The following is a 23,800-nucleotide window of genomic DNA, read 5'->3' on the forward strand; positions in this document are numbered from 1 at the left end:
TTTCAAAAAAGTGGATTCTACTCCCCCATTTTGCTAGGCTACTGCATTTGCGCAGCGACTTCAGCGGCGAAATCTTCTGCCTTTTTCTCGATCCCTTCACCTAGCTCAAAGCGCACATATTCTGCCACTTCGATAGTGTCATTCCACTCTTTGGACTTTTCTGCAAGCACTTGGGCAATGGTCTTTTTATCATCCATTACAAAAAACTGCCCAAGGAGCGTTAGCCTTTGATCGATAAGCGTATTATCCGCGATAAATCGCTCTAGCTGTCCGGGGATAATCTTATCCCAAATCGCTTCTGGCTTGCCTTGTTTCTTTAGCTCATCTTTTAAAATCTGCTCTTGCTCGGCTAGCACAGATTGTGTGAGCTGGGCGCGGGAGATGTATTTAGGGACATTTTTGAGCGGCTTGCCTAGTCGCTTTAGCTCTTCGTTTTCTTTCTCCACTTCGGCAATCATCGCCACGCGCTCTTTGTCCAAAAACTCCACGCTAAAGCCGCTATAATCAATATACACAGGCTTCATCGCTGCTGCGTGCATACAGAGATTGCGCGCAAGCTCGGCAAGCTTAGATGCGTTTGCTTGGCTGCCCTTTAGGGCGATGATTACGCCCACTCGCCCATTGCTATGGACATAGCCATTGACGATTGTGCCTTGATTTGCCTTGATATTGCAAGTTTTGCGCACGACAATGTTTTCGCCGATTTTGGCGATTTGTGTTTTTAGATACTCATCAAAGCTTTGATTTTCTATATGCAAGGATTCCAGCGCGCTTACTTCGCTGATATTGTGTGCAAATACAAGCTCACTAGTCTTTGCTACCAAATCTTTAAACCCATCGTTTTTGGCGACAAAGTCTGTTTCAGAATTAACCTCAATCATACAAGCTTGGGAAAAATCGCTTGCTACCTTGACAGAAATCGCCCCTTCAGCCGCGACTCTATCTGCCTTTTTAGCAGCCTTGCTTAAGCCCTTTTCGCGCAAATATTCCACGGCTTTTTGCAAATCTCCTTGCACTTCTACCAAAGCTTTCTTGCAGTCCATCATACCTGCATCAGTCATTTCTCGCAGTTGTTTTACAAGCTGGGCAGTAATCTCACTCATAGTTTCTCCTTTACAATGTGCGCATTATTCTTGCTCTTGCATAGCTTCATCAATCACCGCTTGCTTCTCTGCTTCACTTGCTGGCTCTTGTGCAGATCCTTGTGCCTCTTCCTCTGCTTCTCCGCCATTCATCTCGCGCCCTTCAGTGATAGCCTCGGCAATCTCTTTGCAAAAAAGCTGGATAGAGCGGATCGCATCGTCATTGCCCGGCACGGGGTAATCCACCTTATCAGGGTCGCAGTTGGTATCAAGTGGCGCGACTACGGGGATCCCAAGTCTTCTAGCTTCAGCCACGGCGATTTTTTCTTTCACCACATCGATGACAAAGAGCATATCCGGGACTTTTTTCAAATGTCGCACACCGCCAAGGTATTGTGTAAGCTTGTCTTTTTTACGCAAAAGCATAAGCTTTTCTTTTTTGGTGAGTAAGTCAATCTGCCCACTTGCTTCCATTTCTTCAATGATTTCTAGCTTGCGCACGGAGCGTTTGATTGTGCTAAAGTTGGTAAGCATACCACCTAGCCAGCGGTAATTCACATAAGGCACACCGATTTTCTCGGCATATTCTTTGATTGTCTCGCTCGCTTGCTTTTTTGTCCCGACAAATAGGATCGTCTTGCCCTCAGCAGCAGCATCACGCACGATATTATAAGTGTAGCGGAAGTAGCGGATTGTCTTTTGCAGATCAATGATGTGGATATTTTTACGCACACCAAAGATAAATGGCTTCATTTTTGGATTCCAGCGTCTTGTTTGATGTCCAAAATGCACGCCGCATTCAAGTAGGTCTTTCATCGTTACCATAATGGTCTCCTTGTAGTTTGGTTTGTCCTCCACGCCCTTATACAGAATCTCTGCAACACAAAAAGGATTGGCGTGTGTGAATTTCTAGCACTTATCTTTGTGATCCTAGCCCAAAGGACTTTAGGATTGACAAAGGACAGGCGCGATTGTAGCTAAGCTTTTATAATTTCTGTCTTAAATTTGGATTTGCGCACTTTAGTCGAAGCTGCGGTGTATCCTAAGCGCGCCTGTTTGCAAAAAGTGGATTCTAGTGCAGACATAGCTTATGTTAGAATCCACTTTACAATCGTTTTGTATCATAATGATTCTAAGGATTGCGGTGGGGCTGTGGGTGTTTTTTTATTGTCGTTTTGGGATTCTAGGATTGTGGTGCTAGAATTGTGGTTTTCTAAAGAAACATCGGCTTGCGCCGAGCGGTGTCCCTTGTTTTCAAGGCGGAGGCGAAGGGATTTATCTAGGCGATAATGAGCAAGCCTCCGCCGCAGAATCCACGATTCTAGCCCGCAAGCTGAATCCCTGAATCCACTTTTTTGTATAAGGAGCATATATGCAAGGACTACTATTCTGTGGCGATGTAGTGGCGATGAATGGCGGCATTAGTATCGATAGGGCATTGCAAGAAAAGCTTAGAAGCAATATTAGCTTTTGCAACCTAGAAGCCCCAATCTTGCCAAAAACGGGGGGGGGGGGGGTAACCCAAACGCTTAAAGCCGGACCATCGCTATATACACACGATGAGACAATTAGCAATTTAGTTGCAGCTGGCTTTAATGGCTTTATGCTAGCAAACAACCATATCGCAGATTATGGCGAGGCTGGCATAGATGCAAGCATAGAGCAAATCCTAGAATCCAAAGCTGTCTATACGGGTGTCAAAACAAAAAAATATCCGCAAAATCCCACGCTGTTTTACACGATCAATGATACAAAAATAGCCATAGTGAATGCCGCAGAATCGCAGTTTGGCACGCTGGATTCTAGCAGCGCGTTTTTGGGTGCGGAGTATGGGTATGAAGACTGCTTTGGCTGGGGGTTTATCGCGCATTTGCAGACATTGAAAAAAGCCGTTGATGTGGTGATTGCTGTGATCCACGCTGGGCTAGAGAATGTCGCCCAGCCACTGCCGCAATTTAGAGAGCTTTACAAGATGTTTTGTGATATGGGGGCAGATTGCATTATCGCCCATCATCCCCACATTATCCAAGGCTATGAGGACTATCACACAAAAGATGGGCGAGAAGCTAGGATTTTTTATAGCTTGGGGAATTTCTTTTTCTCCTATAATCGCCCAATCACCGATCCGCTAGAGCTACAAGGGCTAAGTGTGGTGCTGCAATTTTGTAGCGGTAAAATCGCAAGCTATGAGCTGGTGTTCTCCCAGCAGGTGGGGGATAGTGTGGGGATTGTGGATTCTAGTGGGCTTTGTGTGAGTATGGAGAGTCTTAATGCGGTGCTGCACGATGAATGCGCGTATAAAAGGGCTATTATAGAGATCATCACGCAGGTGTATCCGCAGTATATGAAGTATTATGAATATGTCTTTTTGCTGCCTAGTAGGGATAATAGCTGGCTTACTAATAGTAAGCTTTTTGTTAAAAGCTTATTTTTCCCACATCGGCATCTTGAGTCAAGATGGGCATTGCTGCTGCATAATATCAATATCCCTACGCATAGATTTGTCCAAGAGCTATATCTCAAATATGTGCTGTATCACACCTAGGCTTAAGTGGATTCTAGTAGAAGCAATGCCCGCTTTCTAGCAAGTCCTTATATAGCCTTTAAGTGTTGCTATCCTGCCATTGTCCTATAAATCACACCCTACAAAGCCTTAAAGCATTGCTTGCTAGCAGGATCTTCATAGGGTTTGGGGCAAAATGTGTGCATACAAGCATAGTATAGGCATACTCTTATGTATCAATCAGCCTTTATACAATTAGCTCCATCTATCAATCAGCCCTGCGTGCTAGAATCCAAACATTGCTCAAGCTTAGAGCAAAGAGCTAGGATCTGTGTCTTTTTGGCATAAAAGCTATTGGTATTAGCGATTAAATGCGCGCTTGAGTGCAGGATCGTTTCTACTTCGATGAGATTGTTTTGGCGCATTGTATCGCCTGTCTCTACAATATCTACTATCCCATCTGCTAGCCCTACAAGCGGAGCTAGCTCAATGGATCCATAGAGCTTGATGATTTCTATGGGGATAGCCTTTTGTGAAAAGTGATTGAGCGTGATATGGGGCATTTTTGTAGCGATTTTGATCTTTGGCTGGAGATAGTCAATGGGCGTGTCTCTATGCTCGCCAACGATCACGCGACACTTTCCAATCCCCAAGTCAAACAAGCGCAAGACCTTGCAGGGCTGCTCTTGCAAGACATCAAGCCCCACGACACCAATATCTGCTGCTTGATGATAGACATAAGTCGCCACATCTTGAGAGCGCACAAGCATAAAGCAAAATTCCCCCCTTTGCAAAATGAGCTTTCTATCATCAAATGCAAATTCTTCGCCAAAAATCTGGGAGAACACACGCAGAGTATCTTTTGCTATACGACCTTTGGGGAGTGCTATTTTGATCATTCTTGCTCCTTGTTTTGCCCTTGTTTTTCTTGTATGCCTTGCTGCTTGCGCCGTTTTTGTAGGGCTTGCTCGATAGATATGCGCATACCTCGAAACACAAGCGTTTCATCATAGATGGCTTGGGCGAAGAATTTTGCGAGATATTTGCCATCACCTCCGGTGAAATACGCCTTTTTACTCCCTATGGTGTTTTGTATGGTCAAAATAGTGCTTTTGATGACACCATAGCCGATAGCATCTTTGGTGGTATTGGGCAAAGCACTTGGCTCTAGCCCAAAGTTGATATGCCCTTGCAGAGCTGGGGAGATTCTGGCATAGGCATTGATAAATTCATTAAACCCCGGGAGAATATAGCCGCCTTGGTGCTTGCCACCACTCATCACATCAACGGTAATAGCACTGCCCACATCGACTACCACCCCATCGCTAACGCACAAGCACGCCGCTTTTCTATCCACGCCTAAGCCTTTGTATTGCGTGGGGAGGTGGATTATGGATTCTAGGTCATAAGTTGTTTTGAAAGTTTTATTCAGCAGCTTTTCGTGCTGGGCATTGACACTTATGTAGTAGATTTCTTGATTGAACATATTTTTATGCAAGGATTTTGGCAGGATATGGGAGATTTTGCCATTATCCCAAAAGTGAAAATGCGTATTGCCAATATCACAAAGCAGCATTAAGGCAGTCTCTCAAAGTCGTAGTAGTATTTGTTGTAGTAAAACACACCCTTGCTGTAGAAATTAAGCTTATTAGGCGGCGTTTTGCCAAAGGTATCTTGGGTTTTATAGATTTTATGCGCAAAGTTTGATAGCTGCACGGCTATCACATAGCCTCCGTGTGTCTCAAAGGTATAGAGTGTGTCATTTGCCATAGCTATGCCCTCTAGCTTTGCATAGTCGAATTTCTGTGTATTGACAGGGCGCAGAGTGTGGTCAAGCTGGGCTAGCATACCATCTAGGGTGAGTGCATAGAGATAGCCTTTATAAAAGAGCACATCTTTGATAGATTCATTGTAGCTAAACTCCTGCCCGGATACGATACTTATGAGCTTTTTGGGCGTGGCTGCAAAGATCCTTGTCTCATCACCATAGAGAAAGATCACATTATTGAAAAACTTTTCACTAGAGATGATGATATTGCGCTCTGGCGTGAAGCTTTTGGTGCTTACAATCAGCAGCCGTCCATCAAGCGTAGGGAATATAACAAGGGATTCTAGGAAAAGTGGCGCGGCAATTAGCTCATTCACAGCTAGCACAGAAGAGCCTTTTTGCGAGAATTTTTGCTCTTTTTTCGGGGAGTTTAGATCAATAATACTCATAGAATTATCGCTACCGATGAGAGCTAGGAGATTGCCTTTGATACTAGCACTAAGTGCGCACATAGTTGTGGGGATCTCTAGCTCATCTTCAGCACAAGCGGTATTTCGCTCTTTGATAGGGCAAGTTTGGTTACTAAAGGCTTGCTCATCAAGCACGCTTGTGCGTATAAGATAAACACTCTCGCAACCTTTGGCAAAGATATAATACCCGCCTGATTCTCCAAGGAATCGCGATTTTTTGGGGATTTTAGCATTATAGGGGATAATGCCATCTTGTGTGATAAGCGAGCCATCTCTTAGCTCTGCGCCATAGCGATTGCTAGTAGCAATGGGAGCAGAAAATGAGCGATCAAAAATAATTGTGCCTTGCACTTGGGCTGGGGTGTAGTATTTCTTGCTCCCACAAGCAGCTAGGATAAGGGCAGCAAGGCAGATATAGCCCCAAAGCATTGTGTATTTGCATAGAGTGTGCCATCTAAGCTGGCGGCTCATTTGCTAGCCCCTGTGTTTTGGGCAGAATCCACTTGTGTAGAATCTAGCTTGGTGTCGTTGCGATTATCTGTGGAGTTTGGATTCTGGGGGGTTGGATTTTGCACTTCTTTGATTGTGAGAGTATCGGCTAGCGGGTGCTTGATGATGCCATAGTGCTTCATTTGTGCAGCAAGTCCATAGAGAGTAGAATCCACTTTGATTGTATCAAGCAGTGTGCGTGCTTCTTGAATGCTTTCATTTTGCAAGAGCAAATAAGCGCGCTGGATTATCGCTAAATCCGCCAGATCACCGCCGATCTTGTCAAGATCTTTGCGCGTTAGGCTAGCTAGATCATAGCTAGCAAGCTGCTGGACAAGTGGGTTTGCAGAGGTCGCAAGCTCTTCTAGGGCTGATTGGGTCGCTTGCGTATCGTGGGTAGAATCTCTATGGGAGAGTTGGTAGAGATCATAGAGCTCTCTTGCCTGCTCTTTTAGCTGTGTTTGTAAAAGCTCGTTGTTGGGATTTTGCAAAAATTCATCATAGAGTGCGCTAATTTTTTGCGCACGGCTTTCTTGCATAGCGTTGTAGATAGTGCGATACCCAAGCCATAGTAGCAAGATCACTGCTAAAGCGATGAGCCAATATTTGTATTTTTTCACAAGTCGCTCGAGTTTAAAGGCATTTTCTAGCATTTTTTCATCTTGCTTAAATTCTTGTTTGATGGCATTTAGGATTTGCTGGTTTTTGTTATCTGGCATATATGGTCCTTTGGAGTTTTGGATTTGGGGGCTAGCTTTTATCTTTGGCAATACCGCTAGAGCCAAAGCCCTTGTCCCCACGCGCAGTTTGCGCAAGTGTGGCTACTTCTTCAAATGCCACTTGCACGATTGGCGCGATTACGCCCTGTGCGATTCTATCGCCTTGATTGATAGTAAAATCCTCTTTGCCGTGATTGATTAAAATCACCATAATTTCTCCGCGATAGTCGCTATCAACCGTGCCGGGTGTGTTTAGCACAGAGATTTTATGCTTGAGCGCAAGCCCACTACGAGGGCGGATTTGTAGCTCTAGCCCTTGGTCTATCTCCATAGCAAGCCCTGTGCGCACTACGCCAATATCGCCTGCTGGGATAAAAGTGGATTCTAGGGCGTGGAAGTCAAAGCCAGAAGCACCGGTGCTTTGGTAGGCGGGGATTATGGCTTGTGGGTGGAGCTTTTGCACTTTAAGATGTGGTTGCATTGTGTATCCTTGCCTAGATGCGATTAAAATACAATTGGTTTGTAGTGGATTTTCATAATTTCAAATTCACACTCCCCGCGGGGCAGATTGATCGCTACTTCATCGCCCACCTCTTTGCCAAGAAGAGCCTTAGCTATAGGAGAGCCATAGGAGATAAGCCCCCTTGCTGTATCGCTCTCAATGCTCCCTACAATGGTATAGGTATAAGGCTTTTGTGTATCTAAATCAATGATTTCAATCGTGCTGCCAAAGCTTACTTTATCGTGTGGCAAAGTAGAAGGATCAATGACTTGGGCGTTTGTAAGCATAGTGCTTAGATCTTTGATTCTAGCATCAATGAAAAGTTGCCTCTCTTTTGCCGCGTGGTATTCGGCATTTTCTTTCAAATCCCCGTGCTCTCTAGCAGTGTCAATCTCTTTGATGATCTTTGGTCGCTCGATTTCTTTGAGCTGTTTTAGTTCTTTGGTTAGCTTCTCATAGCCATATTGACTGATAGGTTCCATTTCTCACTCCTGCAAAGCCGCAATAATACCAAAAATCCTTAAACAGCATTGCTTGCTACATCCACTCTAGGATCTTGCTCACTTCATCGGCTTCAAAGCATTTGATACCGCTTGGAGTGGCTTTGGGCTTTTTGGCTACTATGACCTTATCAAAGCCATAGCTTGCAAGCTCTTTTAGTCTAATGTCAATATTGCTTACTTCTCGTATGTCGCCTACAAGGGAGACTTCACCGATGAAAGCCGTGCTGGCATTAAGCGCGCGATTGCGGAAGCTTGAGATAATGCACGCAAGCACGCATAAATCCGCGCTTGGCTCGCTGATTTTAATCCCACCGGTGATATTGATAAACACATCATATCGCCCTAAAGGCAGCTCTAATTTGCGCTCTAGCAGGGCTAGGAGCATATTTAAGCGATTTAGCTCAAAGCCCGTGCTCTGCCTGCGTGGATTCCCATAGCTTTCACTCACTAGGGCTTGGATCTCTATCACTAAGGCGCGTGAGCCCTCTAGCACGACACTCACCGCACTGCCTATGGTGCTTACGCGCTTTTGGAAGAAGAGCTTTGAAGCATTTTTGGCACTATTTAAGCCATCTTGACTCATCTCAAAAATCCCTATCTCACTTGTCGTGCCAAAGCGGTTTTTAAACCCACGCAAGATTCTAAGCTCTTTGCTTGGATCGCCTTCAAAATACAGCACGCAATCCACCATATGCTCTAGGATTCTAGGACCAGCGATTGAGCCATCTTTAGTGATATGCCCGATAATCATTATGGCGATATTCTGCTCTTTGGCTAGGCGCATAAGCTCAAATGTGATCTCGCGCACTTGGCTCACAGACCCCGGAGCAGAAGAGATCTCTGGGGCATAGATTGTCTGGATAGAGTCAATAATACACAAGCGATAAGGAGTAGAATCCACTTTTTTATCACGCGTCCTAGAATCCACTTTTGAGGCATTCACCCTAGAATCCACTTTTTTATCGTCATTGCGAGCGGATTGAAAATCCCAATCCACCCTAGAATCCACTTTTGGAGAATCCACCTGCGGGGCATTCACTATGGCGTGCTTGATTGCCGCGAGATTGATCTCATTGAGTAGAAATAACCGCTCGCTTAACGCCCCTAGTCGCTGCGCACGCAAGCGGATTTGCCCGGCACTTTCCTCGCCGCTTACATACAGCACGCTTTGCCCATTTTGTGCTAGAGAGCCAGCGACTTTTAGCAGCAAGGTTGATTTACCAACGCCCGGATTTCCACCGATGAGATATAGCCCACCTGGCACGATCCCCCCACCTAGCACGATGTCTAGCTCTTCTTGATAGGAGCTAAAAAAGCTATGCTCATCAATGGCGACTTGTGTGATAGCACACGGAGTGGATTCTAGTGTGCTTTCTTGCCGTAGAATCTGCTTTTGCGTATCTGTAAGCTCTAGCAAGCTATCCCAGCTATTGCACTCTGGGCATTTGCCTAGCCATTTTGCCGTGGTATAGCCGCAATGCTGGCATTCAAAAAGGGCTGATTTTTTCGCCATTATGCCCCACTTGTGAAAAAGCAATCAAGGAGATTTTGGATATATGCTTCTTTGTCAAATGGCACTAAATCGCCTTGTTTTTCTCCTATGCCAAGATAGAGTATAGGGATTTGCAAAAAATGTGAAATACTAAGGATAGCCCCGCCCTTGCTTGTGCCATCAAGCTTAGTTACGATAATGCCTTGTATCTGCACACTTTGGCTAAAGATTTTGGCTTGGGCTAGGGCAGATGAGCCTTGCGTGCCATCAAGGATTAGGACTTTGCGCACATTAGCATTTGGCGCGGCTTTTATGCAGGTGCGGTCGATTTTTTCTAGCTCTTTTTGGAGATTGGTTTGATTGTGCAATCGCCCCGCAGTATCGATGATGATATGCTGTGCTTTTCTCGCAAGCCCGGCTTGGATAGTGTCAAAAGCCAGCGCACTAGGATCGCTGCCTTGTTGAGTGGCGATAATGGGGATTTGTAGCTTTGAAGCCCAAAGTTGTAGCTGCTCTATGGCTGCTGCACGGAAAGTATCGCCAGCTCCTAGCAGCACACTTTGCCCTTGCTGTAAATAGTGGTAGGCAAGCTTGGCTATGGTGGTGGTCTTGCCCGCGCCATTTACGCCGATCACGAGGGTGATTTGCGGAGAGGTGTCAAAAGTGGATTCTAGTGGGGCTTTTGTAGAATCTGCAAAAAGCCCATAGAGCTGCTCTTGTAGCTGGGCGCGTTTGATGTGCTTGGGGAGATTGGCAAGGAGAAGTTCGACTAGATCATAGTCTATATCTGCTTCTATGAGTAGCTCTTCAAGCGTGTCTTTGTCGATTGTGTCGCTTTTGTCCGTGAAGATAGAGGCGAGATTTTGGGCGGTTTTAGCAAGGTAGGAGAGCATTGTAGATCCTAGTTAGCAAGCTGTGTAATATCGCTAGAAAAGATCTCTTCTGGCACGATACCTTCATAATCTTGGTAGAAATGCTGCTTATCATCATATAGCACGAAATAGGGCAGATCAGGCTTTAATGGCGTGGATTCTAGGCTTTGGGAGCTTGGGTCAGTGCTGCTAGAATCCACTTTTTCATTAGAATCGCTTTTTTCTCTCATATCGCCTTGTGAATCGCCCCTTTCCCTAGAATCCACTTTTTCACCTTTTTCACTATGGATTCCGCCATTGTCGGCTCGCGATGACGCAGTGGCGGCGTTATCGCTAGAATCCATATCTGCACTATTAGATTCTAGGTTTTGTGCTGCTAGCAGGGCATTTGCACGCGCTTGCTTTTGCGCTAGGAGATTGTCTAGCAAGGGGGTCTTTGAAGTATCTTGCAAGAGTGTAAAATCTATGCCTAAGTCTTTTTTGAGCGTTTGGAGGTCTTTGGAGGTTTGCCCAAAGATACCTAGGATTTGTAGATTGGCTTGATTTGCTTGGAGGTGGTTTAAATGCTCATAATACCCCTGACACGCTTGGCATTCATCTGCTAAGAACACTAGCAGCACCACAGAATCCACCTTGCTACCATTGCGTTTAAGAAGTATGCTCTCATCATTAAGAGTGATAGCATAGGAGCTAGAGTCATCGGCTTGGAAGCTATGCTCAAAGCTTTGTTTTGTGCCATCGCTGCTGCAATTTGTAATAAGCAAGGCATATAGACATAGGCTACAAACCGCTAGAATCCGTTGTATGAAAGACATAGTTACTCCTTACAATCAATTTCAATCAATGTGCAAACTCCACCGCGCGCACTTCGCGTATCACGCTGACTTTCACATCACCGGGGTAGTTTAGGGTGGATTGGATTTCTTGGGCGATCTCTCTAGCAAGCACGATACTTTGAGAATCACTTATAATATCCGCACGCACGATCACGCGCAGCTCTCGCCCAGCGTTAATCGCATAGGCTTGCTTCACGCCTAGCTTATCTTGGGCGATTTTTTCTAAATCTTGCATTCTTGTTAAAAAGCTCTCTAAGACATCGCGCCTAGCCCCAGGGCGTGCGGCTGAGAGTGTGTCAGCTGCACATACTGCTGCTGCCTCTACGCTCTCAAATGCTTCATTGCCGTGGTGAGACATAATGGCGTTAATCACCACAGGATGCTCCTTGTAACGCTTGCAAATCTCTGCACCAAGGATTACATGATTTCCACCACCCTGATCGATTGTCAAGGCTTTGCCGATGTCGTGCAGCAATCCTGCGCGTTTTGCTAGCTTTTCATCGCCTCCAAGCTGACTAGCGATGATGCCTGCTAATTTAGCGGTCTGGATAGAATGCCCTAACGCATTTTGCCCATAGCTTGCGCGATAGCGGAGCTTGCCGATAAGCTTGGTAATCTCTGGATGCACAAAATCAACCCCCAAATCAACTAAGACATTATTGCCTTCATCAAGGATATCTTGCTCCATTTGCTCTTCCACTCGCGCATAGACTTCTTCGATCCTAGCAGGGTGGATTCTGCCATCTTCAATAAGGATATTGAGTGTCTTTAGGGCGATGGCTCGGCGGTAGAGATTGAAGCTACTTAGGATAATGGTCGCTGGTGTGTCATCGATGATCACATCAACTCCGCTTATCATCTCTAGTGTTTTGATATTGCGCCCTTCTTTGCCGATGATCCTGCCTTTCATCTCATCATCTGGGAGTGTTAGGACATTGATGAGTCGCTCTGCTGCAAACTCCCCAGCATAGCGAGAAGTCGCAAGGGCTAGAATGTGATTGGCTGTTTTTTGAGCTTGGTCTTTGGCTTCTTTCTCATAGCGGCGGATAAGGTGGGCTTTTTCATCAATCAGCTCGCTTTCTAGGTTGTCTAGCAAGATATTTTTGGCTTCTTCTTTGGTCAGCCCTGTGTAGTGGCTTAGGGTTTTATTGAGCTCATCAATAAGGCTAAGATATTGCTTTTTGATTTTTTGATTCTCTTCTTTTTGCATAAGAAGCTCGTGTCGCTCGCTTTTTATGTGGGCTTTGCTTTGCTCGATGGCGGATTGCTCGCACTGGAGCTTGTCTTGGAGATTTTGCTCTTTGCGCTCTAGGGCGTGGAGCTTGTGTGTGTAGGACTCTTGCAGTGCGCGCTCTTTTTCTTTATGGCTTTGCTCTAAGGAGAGTTGCATATCTTTTAGCTCAAGTTGCTTTTTGTGTAGGAGATTTTGTGCTTCTAGCTCGATGGCTTGCGCTTTTGCTTTGGCTTGTTCAAGTAGATGTGTCGCATCAAGAGCGAAAAACTTTTTGCACGCTAGATAAACGCTTAATCCTACAAGAAGCCCGAATCCTAGAAATCCTATGAGAAGAATCCACCACATTATAAAAACCCTTTATATTTTTCATTTGCAATGTATAGCTGATATATTGATGTGCGTTGATGTCAAATTCTTGCGTTATATGCGTGCTGGATATGTGGAGATTCTGGCTTACAAACACCCTATAAGGCGTGATAGATCGTGCGCTAAAAGATCTATCATAAATACCCTTCCCCATACCGATACGACCAAATGCCATATCAATCCCAAGGGCTGGTATTAGCACAAAATCAACCTTATAAGAATGCTGATATGATACTTTTGGCTCAAAAATCCCCAAATAATTCCGCACTAACGGCAAGCGGTATGGTAGCATTTTTACCTTAAGACCTTGCATAGTTGGGAGAAAAACTTGTTTGGTTTTGTGCTTTTTTAGCTTTTTTAGTAGAGGGAGGATATTTGGCTCGTGTGGCAGGGGATAAAAGAGTGCAATGCGCTTAAAATTGTGCTTTGTGATAATGGATTCTAGGTAGGCGCATAATGCCCTGCTGGCATAGCGATTGTGCGTTAGTGGGGCTGCTTTAGCAAATGCACGAAGTTTGGCTTTAGAGTCAAAGGACTTAGATTTGTGTGCCGACAAGGGGTAGATCGCGGCTTGTGGCAAGCGATTTACTCGAGTGTGGCTTGTCTTTGTGAGAAGCTGGCTAGAATCTTTAGAATTTATGGATATACCTTATGTTATTGATCTTTTTGCGTGATTTTATGGGCTTTTAGTCGCTTGATTCTTGCACCATCCATCGCCAAAACGCTAAATTCTATCCCGCCATTTTGCACGACATCACCCACTTCTGGCAGTCTTCCTAGTAGGCTAAAGACATAGCCACCAACAGTTACTTGCTCAAATTCCTCTGCAAACTCCGCACCCATAAGCTCTTCTACACTCTCTAAATCAAGCATTCCATCAATCTCATAAGTATCAGGGCTGATTTGTATGAAGTCTTGATTTTTGCAATCGTGCTCATCGGTAATATCACCCATCACTTCTTCGATAATATCTTCCATTGTCAAAAGCCCTGCGGTCCCACCATACTCATCGATAATCAACGCCGTATGGATCTGCTCTTTATTCATAGATTTTAGAATCTCTACAATGCGTGCGGTCTCTGGGACAATGATCATCTTGCGGATAATTTGCTCAAAATTGATAGGCTGCGGTGTGTGCGTATGGTGCTGGCTAATGCCACTTATAAGCAAATCTCGTATGTGAATCATTCCAATGATATTGTCTTTGTTGCCATTGCAGTAAGGATAGCGCGTGAAATTAGTCTGTGTAACAACAGAGAGATTTTCTTCATAGCTTTTATCAGCATAAAGACATACCATATCTTTGCGCGGTGTCATAATCTCTTTAGCAATTGTCTCAGAAAAATCCACGGCATTTTTGATAATCTCGCCTTCTAAGGAGTCGATAAAGCCGCCTTTCAAGCTCTCGCCTACAATGATTTTTAGCTCTTCTTCGGAGTGGGCGTTTTCTTCTTCGCTTGCTGGCTGGATACCTATGCGACGCAAGACAAAATTAGCAAGTTTATCAAATAGCACGATGATAGGGTAGAAAACGATAGAAAAATAGTAAAGAGGATAGGAGATGAGCAGGGCGGATTTTTCCGTCTTGGCAATGGCGATAGATTTTGGGACAATCTCGCCTAGCACCACATGAAAAAGCGTGATAAGTGTAAAGGCAATGACAATGCTAATTGTATGGATAATCAAAGAATCCTGTGGTAAGAAACTCTCAAAAGGAATTGCCACAAGTTTGGCAAGTGCTGGCTCCCCAATCCACCCTAGAGCAAGGGAGCTTAGTGTGATCCCAAGCTGCGTGGCACTTAGGTAAGAATCTAGCCGTTTGGTAATAGAGAGAGTCAGTTTAGCGGTGTTGTTTGTCTTGGATAATTCTTCAAGCTTGGAGCGGCGCACCTTGACAATCGCAAATTCTGCGACAACAAAAAAGGCATTGAGTAAAACGAAAAATAATGCAAGAAGTAGCATTATAACCGAGTGATATGGGTCCAAAATTTGACTCCTTGAAAATAAAGGCTAGGAGTATAGCACATTTATCCTAAAACTTTTTGAATGATGAAAAATGCCAATGCCCCAAGCACGCCAGAAGCAGGCACGGTAATGATCCAAGATGCGATAATGCGATTGATCTCACTGCGCTTGACCAGCTCGTGCTTATAGAATTTTTTCAACTCTTTTTTCTCTTTTTTATTGAGATAAAAATCATCGCCTTGAGCCTTGTCTTTTAGGAGCTCTAGCATCGCGCTTTTTTGCTTGACATTGGCTTTTGCAAAGTTTCTTAAAAAGGTCTCGATAGTCTTTTGATCTTTGCCTTTGTGAGCTTTGATGATTTGCTCACACATTTCAAAATATCTGCCCTTAATGTATTCGCGTAAAAAGCCCACTCCAATGACAGCACCGATGGCAATGTGTGTCGAGCTAACAGGAAGCCCAAGCGCACTTGCAAGTAGCACCGTTAGTGCAGCACTCATAGCGATACAAAATGCTCTCATTCGATCAAGCTCTGTGATCTCGCTCCCCACTGTGCGGATAAGCCTTGGTCCATAAAGTCCAAGTCCAAGCGAAATCCCAACACCCCCTACAAACATAATCCAAAACGGCACATTTGCTTTGGCTATCCCACCGGATTCTAGGGATTCTGATAGGGCTTGATGGATGGCAGCAAGCGGTCCTATGGCATTGGCGACATCATTTGCGCCGTGCGCGAAGCTCAGCAATGCTGCTGAAAAGATCAATGGCACAGTAAAGAGAGTATTGATCGATTCTTTTGTGTTTTCAAGTAAGGCGGCTTTTTTGCGGATAATAGGCGTGGTGATAAAATAGCTCACCACAGCAATCACAAATGCTATGCCGATTGCCTGCCACGCGCTAAAGGAGTAAAGCTTAGAAAAGCCTTTTAGCATAAGATAGATGCCAAACGCCCACACCATCACAAAAATCAAAATCGGCACAATTTTTCTAGCGGCTTCTTTTTTGTCTTGTTTGTAGGTGATCGTGCGCTTGATAAAAAGTAGAAATAGCACAGCGATGATCCCGCCAAGCACAGGGGAGAGCACCCAGCTTGAAGCGATTGTCCCAAGCACCCACCAATTTGCCACGCCAAATCCACCAGCAGCGATCCCAGCTCCTAGCACGCCGCCGACAATGGAATGTGTGGTTGATACAGGTGCGCGTAAAATAGTGGCAAGATGCACCCATATCGCTCCGGCAATCAAGGTAGCAAGCATAACAAACAAAAACACCTGAGAATCACTGATATTTTTAGGATCAATAATGCCAGATTTGATGGTATTAACAACATCGCCGCCCGCCAAAATCGCCCCACTTGCCTCGCAAATAGCAGCGATAATGATCGCCCCAGCGAGCGTGATGGCTTGCGATCCCACAGCAGGACCGACATTATTAGCCACATCGTTTGCGCCAATGCTCATCGCCATATAGCCCCCCACAAGTGTGGCAAATGCTAGTAGCATCGGCTGTGAGCCTCCACCAAAATTTATGGCAATGAGCGCGATAGCCACCATAAATAACACAACTGCACCAATTTTGATACGATCGATTTGATTGTCTTGGGTATTGACACCTTGCTGAAGCTTTTTTATATCCTTAATATCCATCGCGCTCTCCTTAACCCCTAAGCAAACTAGTAACTAGCGTAGTAAAACGCATCATAAAGTAGAATAAAATATGTGAGATTTTTGGTGGGTGTTACAAAAAGGTAACACCATAGAATCTATAAAGCAATTATAGAAATTTTTGTGGTAGGTGTGATGTTTGAACACCTACCAAGCAACATTACTGCTTAAGATTGAGGAGTGTGTTTAGAATCTGATCAGAGGTGGTAACGGCTTTGGAGTTTGCTTGGAATCCACGCTGCACGACAATAAGCTGGGTGAGCGAGCGGCTTAAATCCACATTACTCATCTCAAGCTTAGAGCCAGAGACACCGCCACGGCGACCGGTATTTGCCGCGCCGATCATCGCTTGCCCAGAGTTCCCTGTTGATGAAAAGACATTGCCGCCTTCTGCTTGGAGCCCGGTGTTGTTGGCGAAATTTGCTAGGGCGACTTGGGCTAGAGCTAGCGTGCGTCCGTTGCTAAATGAGCCTAGTAATGATCCCACCGAGTCAAAGCGTATATCCACCAAATCCCCTGCGCCATAGCCATCTTGCTCAATGGCATAGGTTTCTGACTGCTTATCCACGCTTGTAAGCCCGCCAAAGCCACCTGTGGAGCCAAAGGACAAGCTTAGTCGCTGTGGTGCGATAGAGCCATTTTTGGGGTCAAACTGCAAGATAGGGGGATTCATACCCGCTAGACTACCATCGCTATTAAAGCGCAGTCGCCCACCTTCAAAGATATTTGGACGCGTAGCAGAAGCCCCATAGATGACAGAAGGCTCTGGCACAATCGCCCTAAAACTCCACTCCGCAGAGCCTGTTTTGACAAACTCAAAGCGGATTGTGTGTTTAGAGCCTAGCGAGTCAAAAAGCTCGATTGTCGTGGTGTGTGTGGCGTGGCTTAGGCGCGTGGTGGATACAGAAGCCCCACCTTCTAGCAGCGAAGCAGTATTAAGTCCGCGCATAGTATTTCTAAAAAGCACATTTGTAGAGACTTGATCTGAGCCATAAGAAGCGACAAATATTGACATATTTTGCACTTCTTCATCGCCATTATCTTGGTTTAGCATTTCAAACATACCAAACTTATTGATCGTTACAGATACTGATGCAGTGGAGTCGTTATACTCCTTATCTGGGTCTTTGATCATATTTGCATCATATTGCAAGAGTCTGCGAAGCTCCTCTGTGGTCCTAAACTGCCCTGTAGAAGAGTCTGGGGACTCGGATTTGGTGTAGCGATAGCGGAAGGAGGTGATGTCAGAATCCCCTTCTACAAAGTTTTCAAACGCGCCGGTGCCACCTTTGGTGATGATGATATTTTTGGTCTTTTCATCGCCATCCATTTCATTGCGATTGACAAGCTTTAAGAGCTTGCCCTCCATATAGGCTTCTATACCTGTTTTATCACGCACGCCATTGATTGCATTTTGCGCGGCGACAAGTGTGGAGATCCCGCTCATCGCAGAGTCATTAGAGAAAGACACTTTCGCACCATTGATAGTGATAGAGCTATTTTCTTTAGTAGGGATTACACTATTGATCATTTGCGCATTTTTATAGCTTACCCATATTCCTTGATTTTCTGTAAGCCCAAAGGCATCGCCATCTTGGTTGAAGAGTGCGCCCATATCTTCTTGCATTTGTGTGAGATTCCCAGCAGAATCATACAAAGGATTGATCCCATCAGCAGGCGTTTTGGTCGTAGAATCTAGCGCGTAGATATTGGCATTTTGGTCAGTGTGTCGCCCGGCGTTGAGATTGGCGCGGAGCTTGATATTAGTCGAAGATCGCGCAGGCATTACCATATTTGGGTCAATTTGGATATTGCGGATAGGTCCTGTGCTATCGATGTGGTAGAACTCCTGCTCACTCATTTTTGAGGCATTTTTCAAGTCATCTTTGAGCCAGCCTTGCACGACATAGCCGCCTGTTGTTACAAGATTGCCATCTGCATCAAAGAGAAAGCTCCCATCGCGCGTATAATTAAGCGTAATGCCCTTATCTGGCGAGATGACAAAAAAGCCTTCCCCCTCAATTGCCATATCGGTTTTGACATCGGTGTTTTGCGTGCTTCCTTGGGAGAACACCTTTGTCGTGGCGTTAATCCCAACTCCTAGCCCCACAGAGAAGTCATTTTGCCCTCCAAGCCCTGTTTTATAAGGGGCAGTGGCGATAAGCTTTGTTTGAGAAAGCATATCGACAAATGATGCGCGAGAGTATTTAAACCCAACCGTATTGACATTGGCAATGTTATTGCTCTCAATATCTAGCGCGATTTGATGCGCCTGCATACCGCTTACACCTGACCATAGTGATCGTAGCATTGTCGTCCTTTGTGGTGAATTTGCCTAAGATCTAAGCAAAAGCTATGCCAAAGTAGAAAATAGAGTGCTTATAAAATGATTTTTATGAAAGCGAGCTTTACTTTATGTTTCTCAATGCTAAAAATGCTTTGCAAGATTAAAAGCGCGTTTGCGTGCTTGTGGTTGTCAATGCAACGGTAAAGGGGCTTGGAGAAGAATATCAAATGATTGATTATCTCATTAAAAAGCTAGGTGATACTAAGCGTATTTTGATAGCTCTTAATAAATGCGATTGTGTTGTAAGTGAGCGGTATTTTGATAGAGCAAATAACAAATTGGGCAAAGAGCAAGAAGAGTATTTAGCAAAGCAAGTAGCAGATTTAAGAAAACGCATTAAAGAAAGCACTGGATTGGAGCTGACAGAGAATGATGTAGTGTGTTATAGTGCTGGATTTTATGATGAAAATACACAAAAGCAAGATGAGCCATATAATATTATGAGACTTGAAGAAAGCATTATAAGCAAGCTTCCAAAGCAAAAGCGTATTGTGCAACAAGTCGAAGAGAGTGCATATATCACAAACCACAATAAAGAGGGGTCATTTTGGGAGAGCGCAGTGGAGTTTGTTGAGACGGCGGTTGATATACTGCCATTGCCAGCCGCAATAAAGACAATTACAAAAGCAGGGCTAAAAGCATTAAAATCTTGGCTTTTTAAATAGCTTGCTACTTTGGCTTGTGAAAGCAAGCCAGTATAGCTTAATACTTACTCCATACCACATATACCACTTAACTTATGCTAGAATCCACTTTTTAATTTTCTAAGGAGTTTCAATGCTAAACAAAAAGATTCTAGTAACTGGAGGGGCTGGGTTTTTAGGCTCACATTTATGCGAAAGACTACTTGATCGCGGTGATGAAGTGCTGTGTGTGGATAATCTTTTCACCGGCACAAAGCAAAATATTATGCACCTTTTGCAAAACCCTAGATTTGAATTTATGCGACACGATGTAACTTTCCCTTTGTATGTGGAGGTTGATGAGATTTATAACCTTGCTTGTCCAGCAAGCCCTGTGCATTATCAGTTTGACCCTGTGCAAACGACTAAAACTTCTGTAATGGGGGCAATCAATATGCTAGGGCTTGCTAAACGCGTGAAAGCTAAGATTTTACAAGCTTCCACAAGCGAAGTCTATGGCGATCCTGAAATCCACCCGCAAGTAGAATCCTATAAAGGCTCTGTCAATCCTATCGGCATAAGGGCGTGCTATGACGAGGGCAAGAGATGTGCGGAGACGCTGTTTTTTGACTATCAAAGGCAGCATAACCTAAACATTAAGGTAATGCGAATTTTCAATACCTATGGTCCTAGAATGCACCCAAATGATGGGCGTGTGGTGAGTAACTTTATCATTCAGGCTTTGCGTGGGGAGGACATTACCATTTATGGCGATGGGAGTCAAACGCGAAGCTTTTGCTATGTAGATGATTTGATTAGTGGAATGGTGTCCCTTATGGATAGCAAAGATGGATTCTATGGACCGGTAAATATCGGCAATCCGCACGAATTTAGTATGCTAGAGCTTGCCAAAAATGTGCTTGAGCTCACAGAATCTAAATCAAAGCTTGTATTTCTACCCCTGCCACAAGATGATCCCAAGCAACGCCAACCAGACATAACCCTAGCCAAAAAAGAGCTAAATTTTAGCCCAAAAGTGCAGCTAAGAGAAGGGCTAGAAAAGACGATAGCATACTTCAAAGGATTACAATAGTGCAGCAATTTATCCGCAATTTTTCTATCATCGCCCACATTGATCACGGCAAATCCACGCTCGCAGATAGGATTATCCAAGAGTGCGGGGCAGTGAGTGAGCGCGAGATGACCGCGCAAATTATGGACACTATGGATATAGAAAAGGAGCGTGGGATCACTATCAAAGCCCAATCTGTGCGCTTGCGCTATGTCTATCAAGGACAGGAATATATCCTAAATCTCATCGACACGCCCGGACATGTGGATTTCAGCTATGAAGTCTCGCGCTCTCTTAGCTCCTGTGAGGGGGCATTACTAGTGGTTGATGCCACGCAAGGCGTAGAAGCCCAGACCATTGCCAATGTCTATATCGCCCTTGATAATAACCTAGAAATCATCCCAGTGGTCAATAAAATCGATCTCCCAGCAGCCGATGTGCCAAAGGTGTGTAGCGAGATTGAAGAAAGCATAGGGCTTGAGTGCTCTAATGCCATAAGCGTGAGTGCCAAAAGCGGCATAGGCATAGCCGAGCTACTAGAATCCATTGTGCGTAAAATCCCTGCCCCAAATGGCGAGCCAAACGCCCCTACAAAGGCTCTCATCTATGATAGCTGGTTTGACAACTACCTAGGCGCGCTAGCTCTCGTGCGGCTAAAGGACGGCAGCCTAACAAAAGGGCAGAGCGTGCTTGTGATGAGTAGCCAAAAGTCCTATGAAATCCTAGGGCTCTACTATCCTCACCCTGTGCAGAAAATCCCTACAAATCGCATTGAGTGCGGCGAGATAGGGATCATATCGCTTGGGGTAAAGTCCCTAACCGATCTAGCAGTAGGCGATACGATCACTGATGCGCAAACACCCATAAGTGAGCCAATAGAGGGCTTTAAACCTGCCAAGCCCTTTGTCTTTGCTGGAATCTATCCCATTGAGACAGATAAATTTGAAGAGCTGCGCGAAGCATTGAAAAAGCTTAAGCTCAATGACTCTGCCCTAAGCTTTGAGCCAGAGACTTCTGTCGCGCTGGGCTATGGATTTCGCGTGGGGTTTTTGGGGCTTTTGCATATGGAGGTGGTCAAAGAGCGGCTGGAGAGGGAGTTTGGGCTAAGTCTCATCGCCACTGCGCCAACGGTGGTGTATGAGGTCTATCTCACTGATGGCTCTATGATAGAAGTGCAAAATCCAAGCGAGCTGCCAGAAGTGCAAAAAATCGATCACATCAAAGAGCCTTATGTCCGTGCTAGTATCATCACGCCAAGTGAGTTTGTGGGCAATATCATCACGCTTTTAGCAAATCGCCGTGGTGTGCAGGAGAAAATGGACTATATCACGCAAGATCGTGTGCTGCTAGAATACGCGCTTCCTAGCAATGAGATTGTAATGGATTTTTATGACAAGCTAAAATCCTGCACGAAAGGCTATGCGAGCTTTGATTATGAGCCTATCGAGTATAGGAGCGGGGATTTGGTGCGGCTTGATATACGCGTAGCAGGCGAGATTGTCGATGCGCTCTCAATCATTGTGGAAAAATCCAAAGCCTATGAAAAGGGGCGAGCATTAGTGGAGTCTATGAAAGATCTTATCCCGCGCCAGCTCTTTGAAGTAGCGATCCAAGCGAGCATTGGCTCAAAGATTATCGCGCGCGAGAGTGTGCGATCTGTGGGCAAAAATGTAACTGCTAAATGCTATGGCGGAGATATAACAAGGAAGCGCAAGCTTCTAGAGAAGCAAAAAGAGGGCAAAAAGCGGCTAAAGTCTATCGGCAAGGTTGATCTACCACAAGAAGCATTTCTCGCAGTGCTAAAGATTGATTAGAAATATAATACCTGCAAAGTAGAAGTTGTATAAAATGGTGGAGTCGTGGGGAGTTGAACCCCAGTCCAAAATCCGCTACCGCAAGAGACTCGACATGTTTAAGGGCTAAGGTTTTTGGATTCTCGCACAAAAAGACCTTAAACTTATTTGTGCAAAAAGCTCAATCTTTCCCTAGAAGTCGAGCAACATCTAGGGGCAACTAGCAAGGGTAACGATTATAAAAGCACGCTAGTCTTGCTTAAATAATCGGCTCCGAAATTAGTTAGGCTTATGCTGCTTTTGCGTAAGCTGGAGCGAAAGTTGCATTGTTTGCGTTTATTTGTGTGGCAGTTTTACGGCTTACCGAGCCGACATGCACTCAAGGGATACGAATCCTGTCGAAGCCAAATCGACCCCATAGGCGCGAATTTTAACAAGTGGATTCTAAGATTTGACTTAAGATTTTTGCTCTAGTTCGATCCATTTTTGTGCGATACGCACGGCATTGGTAGCTGCTCCTACGCGGATTTGATCAGCTACGCACCATAAATGTAATATCGTGTCATCAAAATTATCCTTGCGGATTCTACCTACATAGGTGTGATTTGTATCTGTGGCAATAGATGGCATAGGATAAGAATGTGTGCTAGGATCATCTAAGACAATGATGTTTGGTGCAGATTCTAGAATCTCTTTTGCCATTTTGCCATCAACTTTTTGGGTAAATCTTATGGTGATAGATTCGCTATGACTGCGTAAAACAGGCACGCGCACACAAGTGGCACTGATAGGAAAATCTGCGTGCATAATCTTGTGCGTTTCTTTAATCATTTTCATTTCTTCTTTTGTGTAGTCATTATCTAAAAAGACATCGATATGAGGGATTGCATTAAGGGCTAGGCGATGGGCAAACACTTCTGGCACACAGGATTCTAGCTCAAAGGAAAAGAACTTTTGCATTTGCACAATTAGCTCTTCCATACCGCGCTTGCCTGCCCCACTTGCGGCTTGATAAGTGCTTACATCTACTCTTTTTATGCCAAATGCCTTATGTAGTGGTGCTAGCACTTGCACCATTTGGATTGTGGAGCAGTTGGGATTGGCGATGATATTGCGTGGAGCGTGGGCGATGTCATTGGGATTGACTTCTGGGACAACCAAAGGCACATCATCACACATACGGAAAAAGCTTGTATTATCAATCACAAGTGCGCCAGAAGCAGCAGCAATATCGGCAAATCGCTCGCTCACACTGCCGCCAGCAGAGAAAAATGTTATATCTATCTTGTGTTTGTTAAACACTTCATCATCAGTAGCTAGCACAGGCACTTCTTTGCCACAAATCTCTACAGATTTGCCTAGGCTATTAGCACTAGCAAGTGGCAGGATCGATGCTACCGGAAATTGCTCCTCTTCTAGTATGTTGATGATTTCTTCACCCACTGCACCAGTAGCACCTACAATGGCGATAGTGTAGTTTTTCATTTATCTCTCCTTGCT

22 protein-coding genes and 1 other RNA gene are annotated in these 23,800 nt (G+C 44.8%); 4 read left to right on the forward strand and 19 right to left on the reverse strand.

Features of this window, described 5'->3' with window-relative positions:
• Positions 1-38: 38 nt before the first annotated feature.
• The 3 genes from tsf to DX060_RS06790 form a co-directional block, all read right to left on the reverse strand.
• Positions 39-1,103, reverse strand: a complete 1,065-nt coding sequence (tsf, locus tag DX060_RS06780) for a translation elongation factor Ts (RefSeq protein ID WP_115011749.1) — start codon at positions 1,101-1,103, stop codon at positions 39-41.
• 24 nt (positions 1,104-1,127) lie between these two features.
• Complete coding sequence (gene rpsB / locus DX060_RS06785; RefSeq protein WP_115011750.1) at positions 1,128-1,907, reverse strand: 30S ribosomal protein S2; 780 nt, start codon at positions 1,905-1,907, stop codon at positions 1,128-1,130.
• A gap of 296 nt (positions 1,908-2,203) precedes the next feature.
• Entirely contained in the window at positions 2,204-2,452 is a 249-nt protein-coding gene (locus DX060_RS06790; protein ID WP_115011751.1) for a hypothetical protein, read from the reverse strand.
• 2 nt (positions 2,453-2,454) lie between these two features.
• Here DX060_RS06790 and DX060_RS06795 point away from each other — a divergent pair, with 2 nt between their 5' ends.
• A complete protein-coding gene (locus DX060_RS06795) occupies positions 2,455-3,627 on the forward strand; it encodes a CapA family protein (protein WP_115011752.1) in 1,173 nt (390 codons plus the stop codon).
• A 230-nt stretch (positions 3,628-3,857) separates the two neighbouring features.
• Here the strand turns inward: DX060_RS06795 and hisG are convergent, their stop codons facing one another.
• The 14 genes from hisG to flgE all read right to left on the reverse strand — a co-directional run bounded on the left by hisG (position 3,858) and on the right by flgE (position 18,776).
• Positions 3,858-4,484, reverse strand: coding sequence for an ATP phosphoribosyltransferase (gene hisG, locus DX060_RS06800; protein ID WP_115011753.1), 627 nt, complete (start codon positions 4,482-4,484; stop codon positions 3,858-3,860).
• Entirely contained in the window at positions 4,481-5,161 is a 681-nt protein-coding gene (locus tag DX060_RS06805; RefSeq protein WP_115011754.1) for a type III pantothenate kinase, read from the reverse strand. Before DX060_RS06805 ends, hisG begins: the two co-directional genes overlap by 4 nt.
• A complete protein-coding gene (locus DX060_RS06810) occupies positions 5,161-6,294 on the reverse strand; it encodes a hypothetical protein (RefSeq protein WP_115011755.1) in 1,134 nt (377 codons plus the stop codon). The genes DX060_RS06805 and DX060_RS06810 overlap by 1 nt, the downstream gene beginning before the upstream one ends.
• Positions 6,291-7,031 (reverse strand): hypothetical protein, encoded by a 741-nt coding sequence (locus DX060_RS06815; RefSeq protein WP_115011756.1) that lies wholly within the window; start codon positions 7,029-7,031, stop codon positions 6,291-6,293. Before DX060_RS06815 ends, DX060_RS06810 begins: the two co-directional genes overlap by 4 nt.
• A gap of 31 nt (positions 7,032-7,062) precedes the next feature.
• Positions 7,063-7,512, reverse strand: a complete 450-nt coding sequence (dut, locus tag DX060_RS06820) for a dUTP diphosphatase (protein ID WP_115011757.1) — start codon at positions 7,510-7,512, stop codon at positions 7,063-7,065.
• A 23-nt stretch (positions 7,513-7,535) separates the two neighbouring features.
• A complete protein-coding gene (greA, locus tag DX060_RS06825; protein ID WP_115011758.1) occupies positions 7,536-8,015 on the reverse strand; it encodes a transcription elongation factor GreA in 480 nt (159 codons plus the stop codon).
• Positions 8,016-8,070: 55 nt separating this feature from the next.
• Positions 8,071-9,549 (reverse strand): DNA repair protein RadA, encoded by a 1,479-nt coding sequence (gene radA, locus DX060_RS12025; RefSeq protein ID WP_115011759.1) that lies wholly within the window; start codon positions 9,547-9,549, stop codon positions 8,071-8,073.
• Positions 9,549-10,421 carry a signal recognition particle-docking protein FtsY gene (ftsY, locus tag DX060_RS06835; protein ID WP_115011760.1) on the reverse strand — a complete coding sequence of 291 codons (873 nt, stop codon included), beginning with the start codon at positions 10,419-10,421 and terminating at the stop codon, positions 9,549-9,551. The genes radA and ftsY overlap by 1 nt, the downstream gene beginning before the upstream one ends.
• Before the next feature lie 8 nt (positions 10,422-10,429).
• Positions 10,430-11,215 carry a peroxiredoxin family protein gene (locus DX060_RS06840; protein WP_115011761.1) on the reverse strand — a complete coding sequence of 262 codons (786 nt, stop codon included), beginning with the start codon at positions 11,213-11,215 and terminating at the stop codon, positions 10,430-10,432.
• Between the two features lie 25 nt (positions 11,216-11,240).
• Positions 11,241-12,815 carry a ribonuclease Y gene (gene rny / locus DX060_RS06845; protein ID WP_115011762.1) on the reverse strand — a complete coding sequence of 525 codons (1,575 nt, stop codon included), beginning with the start codon at positions 12,813-12,815 and terminating at the stop codon, positions 11,241-11,243.
• A complete protein-coding gene (locus tag DX060_RS06850) occupies positions 12,724-13,416 on the reverse strand; it encodes a 5-formyltetrahydrofolate cyclo-ligase (RefSeq protein WP_181814226.1) in 693 nt (230 codons plus the stop codon). Before DX060_RS06850 ends, rny begins: the two co-directional genes overlap by 92 nt.
• A 74-nt stretch (positions 13,417-13,490) precedes the next feature.
• On the reverse strand, positions 13,491-14,798 hold the full coding sequence (locus DX060_RS06855; RefSeq protein ID WP_181814293.1) for a hemolysin family protein: 1,308 nt from the start codon (positions 14,796-14,798) through the stop codon (positions 13,491-13,493).
• Between the two features lie 65 nt (positions 14,799-14,863).
• Positions 14,864-16,447, reverse strand: a complete 1,584-nt coding sequence (locus tag DX060_RS06860; RefSeq protein ID WP_115011765.1) for an inorganic phosphate transporter — start codon at positions 16,445-16,447, stop codon at positions 14,864-14,866.
• Positions 16,448-16,625: 178 nt separating this feature from the next.
• Entirely contained in the window at positions 16,626-18,776 is a 2,151-nt protein-coding gene (gene flgE, locus DX060_RS06865) for a flagellar hook protein FlgE (RefSeq protein WP_115011766.1), read from the reverse strand.
• Between the two features lie 203 nt (positions 18,777-18,979).
• On the opposite strand from flgE, the gene DX060_RS06870 reads away from it, so the two are divergent.
• From DX060_RS06870 to lepA, 3 genes are all read left to right on the forward strand, one after another.
• Positions 18,980-19,477 carry a hypothetical protein gene (locus tag DX060_RS06870; RefSeq protein ID WP_147278790.1) on the forward strand — a complete coding sequence of 166 codons (498 nt, stop codon included), beginning with the start codon at positions 18,980-18,982 and terminating at the stop codon, positions 19,475-19,477.
• A 112-nt stretch (positions 19,478-19,589) separates the two neighbouring features.
• The gene (locus tag DX060_RS06875) at positions 19,590-20,528 is read left to right on the forward strand and encodes a UDP-glucuronic acid decarboxylase family protein (protein ID WP_115011768.1); all 939 of its coding nucleotides are present in this window, start codon (positions 19,590-19,592) and stop codon (positions 20,526-20,528) included.
• Positions 20,528-22,321 carry a translation elongation factor 4 gene (gene lepA / locus DX060_RS06880; protein WP_115011769.1) on the forward strand — a complete coding sequence of 598 codons (1,794 nt, stop codon included), beginning with the start codon at positions 20,528-20,530 and terminating at the stop codon, positions 22,319-22,321. Before DX060_RS06875 ends, lepA begins: the two co-directional genes overlap by 1 nt.
• 35 nt (positions 22,322-22,356) lie before the next feature.
• Here the strand turns inward: lepA and ssrA are convergent.
• Both ssrA and DX060_RS06890 read right to left on the reverse strand, forming a co-directional pair.
• Positions 22,357-22,717, reverse strand: a transfer-messenger RNA (tmRNA) gene (ssrA, locus tag DX060_RS06885).
• 39 nt (positions 22,718-22,756) lie between these two features.
• Positions 22,757-23,785, reverse strand: a complete 1,029-nt coding sequence (locus DX060_RS06890) for an aspartate-semialdehyde dehydrogenase (RefSeq protein WP_115011770.1) — start codon at positions 23,783-23,785, stop codon at positions 22,757-22,759.
• Positions 23,786-23,800: the final 15 nt, after the last annotated feature.

It is taken from the genome of Helicobacter canis (assembly GCF_900451095.1).
Lineage (GTDB): Bacteria > Campylobacterota > Campylobacteria > Campylobacterales > Helicobacteraceae > Helicobacter_B > Helicobacter_B zhangjianzhongii.

What these genes read in the sequence shown, in the direction of transcription:
- greA (WP_115011758.1), bottom strand. Translation starts at nt 8,015, where the DNA reads ATGGAACCTATCAGTCAATATGGCTATGAGAAGCTAACCAAAGAACTA.
- ftsY (WP_115011760.1), bottom strand. Translation starts at nt 10,421, where the DNA reads ATGCTCTCCTACCTTGCTAAAACCGCCCAAAATCTCGCCTCTATCTTC.
- DX060_RS06890 (WP_115011770.1), bottom strand. Translation starts at nt 23,785, where the DNA reads ATGAAAAACTACACTATCGCCATTGTAGGTGCTACTGGTGCAGTGGGT.
- tsf (WP_115011749.1), bottom strand. Translation starts at nt 1,103, where the DNA reads ATGAGTGAGATTACTGCCCAGCTTGTAAAACAACTGCGAGAAATGACT.
- DX060_RS06860 (WP_115011765.1), bottom strand. Translation starts at nt 16,447, where the DNA reads ATGGATATTAAGGATATAAAAAAGCTTCAGCAAGGTGTCAATACCCAA.
- radA (WP_115011759.1), bottom strand. Translation starts at nt 9,549, where the DNA reads ATGGCGAAAAAATCAGCCCTTTTTGAATGCCAGCATTGCGGCTATACC.
- DX060_RS06795 (WP_115011752.1), top strand. Translation starts at nt 2,455, where the DNA reads ATGCAAGGACTACTATTCTGTGGCGATGTAGTGGCGATGAATGGCGGC.
- rny (WP_115011762.1), bottom strand. Translation starts at nt 12,815, where the DNA reads ATGTGGTGGATTCTTCTCATAGGATTTCTAGGATTCGGGCTTCTTGTA.
- DX060_RS06815 (WP_115011756.1), bottom strand. Translation starts at nt 7,031, where the DNA reads ATGCCAGATAACAAAAACCAGCAAATCCTAAATGCCATCAAACAAGAA.
- DX060_RS06840 (WP_115011761.1), bottom strand. Translation starts at nt 11,215, where the DNA reads ATGTCTTTCATACAACGGATTCTAGCGGTTTGTAGCCTATGTCTATAT.
- DX060_RS06810 (WP_115011755.1), bottom strand. Translation starts at nt 6,294, where the DNA reads ATGAGCCGCCAGCTTAGATGGCACACTCTATGCAAATACACAATGCTT.
- DX060_RS06790 (WP_115011751.1), bottom strand. Translation starts at nt 2,452, where the DNA reads ATGCTCCTTATACAAAAAAGTGGATTCAGGGATTCAGCTTGCGGGCTA.
- DX060_RS06870 (WP_147278790.1), top strand. Translation starts at nt 18,980, where the DNA reads ATGATTGATTATCTCATTAAAAAGCTAGGTGATACTAAGCGTATTTTG.
- DX060_RS06855 (WP_181814293.1), bottom strand. Translation starts at nt 14,798, where the DNA reads ATGCTACTTCTTGCATTATTTTTCGTTTTACTCAATGCCTTTTTTGTT.
- rpsB (WP_115011750.1), bottom strand. Translation starts at nt 1,907, where the DNA reads ATGGTAACGATGAAAGACCTACTTGAATGCGGCGTGCATTTTGGACAT.
- dut (WP_115011757.1), bottom strand. Translation starts at nt 7,512, where the DNA reads ATGCAACCACATCTTAAAGTGCAAAAGCTCCACCCACAAGCCATAATC.
- DX060_RS06805 (WP_115011754.1), bottom strand. Translation starts at nt 5,161, where the DNA reads ATGCTGCTTTGTGATATTGGCAATACGCATTTTCACTTTTGGGATAAT.
- flgE (WP_115011766.1), bottom strand. Translation starts at nt 18,776, where the DNA reads ATGCTACGATCACTATGGTCAGGTGTAAGCGGTATGCAGGCGCATCAA.
- DX060_RS06875 (WP_115011768.1), top strand. Translation starts at nt 19,590, where the DNA reads ATGCTAAACAAAAAGATTCTAGTAACTGGAGGGGCTGGGTTTTTAGGC.
- hisG (WP_115011753.1), bottom strand. Translation starts at nt 4,484, where the DNA reads ATGATCAAAATAGCACTCCCCAAAGGTCGTATAGCAAAAGATACTCTG.